Annotated in this window: 3 protein-coding genes, 1 pseudogene and 1 CRISPR repeat array; of the genes and pseudogenes, 3 read left to right on the plus strand and 1 reads right to left on the minus strand. The window is 32.0% G+C overall.

Translation table 11 applies throughout. The features are described from left to right. Both Q9R40_RS08405 and Q9R40_RS08410 read left to right on the plus strand, forming a co-directional pair. Nucleotides 1-509 (plus strand): annotated as a pseudogene (locus Q9R40_RS08405) (hypothetical protein); the annotation flags it as partial. Between the two features lie 65 nt (nt 510-574). Further along, the gene (locus Q9R40_RS08410; RefSeq protein ID WP_304677269.1) at nt 575-1,081 is read left to right on the plus strand and encodes a hypothetical protein; all 507 of its coding nucleotides are present in this window, start codon (nt 575-577) and stop codon (nt 1,079-1,081) included. 481 nt (nt 1,082-1,562) lie between these two features. Here Q9R40_RS08410 and Q9R40_RS08415 read toward each other — a convergent pair whose 3' ends face one another. Next, nucleotides 1,563-1,745 (minus strand): hypothetical protein, encoded by a 183-nt coding sequence (locus Q9R40_RS08415; protein WP_304677270.1) that lies wholly within the window; start codon nt 1,743-1,745, stop codon nt 1,563-1,565. Nucleotides 1,746-1,929: 184 nt separating this feature from the next. Between Q9R40_RS08415 and Q9R40_RS08420 the strand changes: the two genes are divergently transcribed. Then, on the plus strand, nt 1,930-2,355 hold the full coding sequence (locus Q9R40_RS08420) for an HIRAN domain-containing protein (RefSeq protein WP_304677272.1): 426 nt from the start codon (nt 1,930-1,932) through the stop codon (nt 2,353-2,355). Between the two features lie 94 nt (nt 2,356-2,449). Beyond that, a CRISPR array of direct repeats spans nt 2,450-3,148; the repeat unit is 28 nt; unit sequence GGATCATCTCCACATCCGTGGAGAATAG. The last annotated feature ends 27 nt before the right edge of the window (nt 3,149-3,175 follow it).

Genomic DNA, 3,175 nt, shown 5'->3' on the forward strand with positions numbered 1-3,175 from the left:
ATGGTTTTAAATCAAACAGTTTAATAATATGTCCTAATTTTTGGGTTCATATCAAGTATGAGAAAGAAAAAGGAATAGAATTATCTGATAATTTTAAAGAGGAGTATGATAAATTTATTTTTGAAGAAGATCCCAAGATTGAAGATGATGTATTGGCTCAAATAAAAGATGTGTATAAATTTAAGAAAAATTTATATTACTCTGAAGATGGAAGAAGAGTAAATATCACTACTGAAGATAGAAAAGAAATGAATCGGTTTCAAACTATCAGAGGAACTTTTGAAAATATTGAAGAGCTGTATGATAGAGTGGCTTCTTCGTATAAAAATTTAATAAAAACATCTATTTCTCAAGATATGGAAATAAATCCTAATACAATTATTGGAGCTTTTCTTTCTGATGGGAATGCCTTTATAGATTATCTTGATCAACAATGGTTAGAACGGTATGTGTCTAACTTTAAAGATAATTGGAAAAAATTTGTTCATATATCTATGATAGTAATTTAGGCTACAGGTTGTGCTATAACTTACGTGATTTTGACCAGCATCCTCAGGGACATGCAGCACGACAAGTGATAAAAGAAACAGAAGAAGACATTGATAAAAAAAGAATAGAGTATCGTTTGAATATCATAGGAATTATTTCTGATGGCAAGACTAAGTATAAACTGAGGCATGATCTCTTTACTCTTCAAAAAAATGATTTATTTACACCTTATGCAAGTAATTATATGATTAATTTAACAATACTTTATAATTTAGCCCTGAGTCAATTTGTAGCTAATAATTTGGAAGATATTCAGGAAGTTTATTATTACCTGGTTACCCATAATTTTAATGAAAGATTGATAAAAAGTGTTGACGATTATGAATTCCAAATTACCGGAGAAGACTATGCTGATGATGTTATTACGACTTTTGATGTAGATTATTTTTTGCATAGTCTAGAGAAAAAAGGGATTATTAATGCACAAGTCATTTTGGATATTCGGAACGGTCAAGAAGATACTGCAGATATAAGAGCGTCTTCAGGAGACGCCCTAAAGAATATACTTAGAACGCATTTGCTTGGAAGATAATTGATTACTTTTAAGGGAATAAATTTATTTGTAAGTAATTCAATAATAGTGATTGGTAAGTATGTAAAGAATAGAAAATGAGACTTTATAGTATGATTAGGTTATATTGATTATTTGTGATTTGAAAATGAAATACGGTTAAAAAGTATGTGTCGGTTATTGAATTAGTGATCACTCGCTTTAAAGCCATGAATCAAAAAAATATATAAATGATTTTTGAAATCATTATTTTTTAAGAAGCCTTTATGAATTTAGTAAAACTAATGAAAAATTGTCTTATTATAAACTATGAATGTGATAAGAACAAAGAATATTTAGTGTTCTCCACGTAGGTGGAGATGCACTCTCTTTGATATATATTTCCAAGCTTTTCGAATTCTTTTCTTTTTATTGTGCTATGCTTTCGTAAGGTTTATACAATCTCATCTCTCATCGGAAATACACAGAAATAGTTTGTTTAAAGACCTACATAGGTCGATATTTAATTATTACTTGTATTCTTACTAAAAAATGGTGTATCTATTTTATTTTCATTTAATCGCTCAATGATATAATTAGCATAAATTATCTTTTGTTCGTTTGTAGCATTACTTTTCAATATTGGCAACGGTGCATAATCAACATACCATAACACACCCTCCAGTTCTTTAGGGGTTAATATCATGAGCGAAAACCTTCTTTAGTTTAACATTTCTATCTTTTTACCACAGGCTTTCGAGCAAGCTGCTGCGGAATTTGAAAAATCAAATAATACTTTATCATAAGATCATTGAGGTAAACAGTCTACTAGAGTTTCCGACGAACGGACAAAATAAGCCTAAAATTATTCAATAGAAAGAGTAAATGTAATGAGTATGTACAGGAATGATGATATTTTAATTACAGATTTGATGGATCGAATTAGTAATTTGGAAAATCAAATGGCTGAATTAAAAAAGATATACTATAAACAATCTGGAGAAAGTCGTAGTACATTTCTATATGGATGTGAGGTACGTGGCTCAGACTATTTGCATTTAGAAGATAAGATAGTTCCTCGCTTAAAGGAAAACGACCCAGTTTTACTAGTACGTGAAGCAGATAATAAATACGATAAGAATGCAATTTCTGTTACTACACCTTCTGGCCTGAAACTGGGCTATGTTCCACACGAACATAATTTGATATTTAGTCGCTTAATTGATGCAGGAAATCTTTTATTTGGTCGTGTAAAAACTTTCCATTGGGATGGTAAAAATTTGGAATTAGTAATTAAGGTTTATTTGGCAGGTTAATATTTGTAGATAAAAAGATAGTCCTCTTGTTCAGTGGACTATCTTTTTAATATGGATAATTATGGGAAAATATTAATGTACTTAGTTAGATTTTGTATTGCCTCCACGACTGTGGAGAATAGCGCATGAATAAGCCACCCATAAAACTAGCTAAAGGATCACCTCCACATCCGTGGAGAATAGAACAAATTAAGAATACTAATCGTGTTACAGATGGGATCATCTCCACATCCGTGGAGAATAGTTTTTCTGATTTTTCCTCAACATTTTCACTAGGGGATCATCTCCACATCCGTGGAGAATAGACAATTTGATGCTCATGAGTATTCAAATCATGAGGATCATCTCCACATCCGTGGAGAATAGGTGATTTTACCAACTCGATTGGTAGGGGTGAAGGGATTATCTCCACATCCGTGGAGAATAGCACTTATCAACTTCGCTTTTCCAATCTTTCATAGGATCATCTCCACATCCGTGGAGAATAGATTACAATTACATCACTACCAGACCGACATATAGGATCATCTCCACATCCGTGGAGAATAGTCAAGAATATGATGGTATTGTTAGTCCTGTAGAGGATCATCTCCACATCCGTGGAGAATAGTAATTGATGATTTACAGCAACAAGTAAACAATAGGATCATCTCCACATCCGTGGAGAATAGTTAACGTTTTAGCCGTTGATAAGGACGCTGGTGGGATCATCTCCACATCCGTGGAGAATAGTAATTGATGATTTACAGCAACAAGTAAACAATAGGATCATCTCCACATCCGTGGAGAATAGACTAAGAAAATCCCAATGTAATAATAA

This window comes from uncultured Lactobacillus sp., assembly GCF_948948975.1.
Taxonomy (GTDB): Bacteria; Bacillota; Bacilli; order Lactobacillales; family Lactobacillaceae; genus Lactobacillus.

Excerpts from the sequence above, each read along its gene's own strand:
- Q9R40_RS08420 (WP_304677272.1), top strand. The coding sequence starts at position 1,930 with ATGAGTATGTACAGGAATGATGATATTTTAATTACAGATTTGATGGAT.
- Q9R40_RS08415 (WP_304677270.1), bottom strand. The coding sequence starts at position 1,745 with ATGATATTAACCCCTAAAGAACTGGAGGGTGTGTTATGGTATGTTGAT.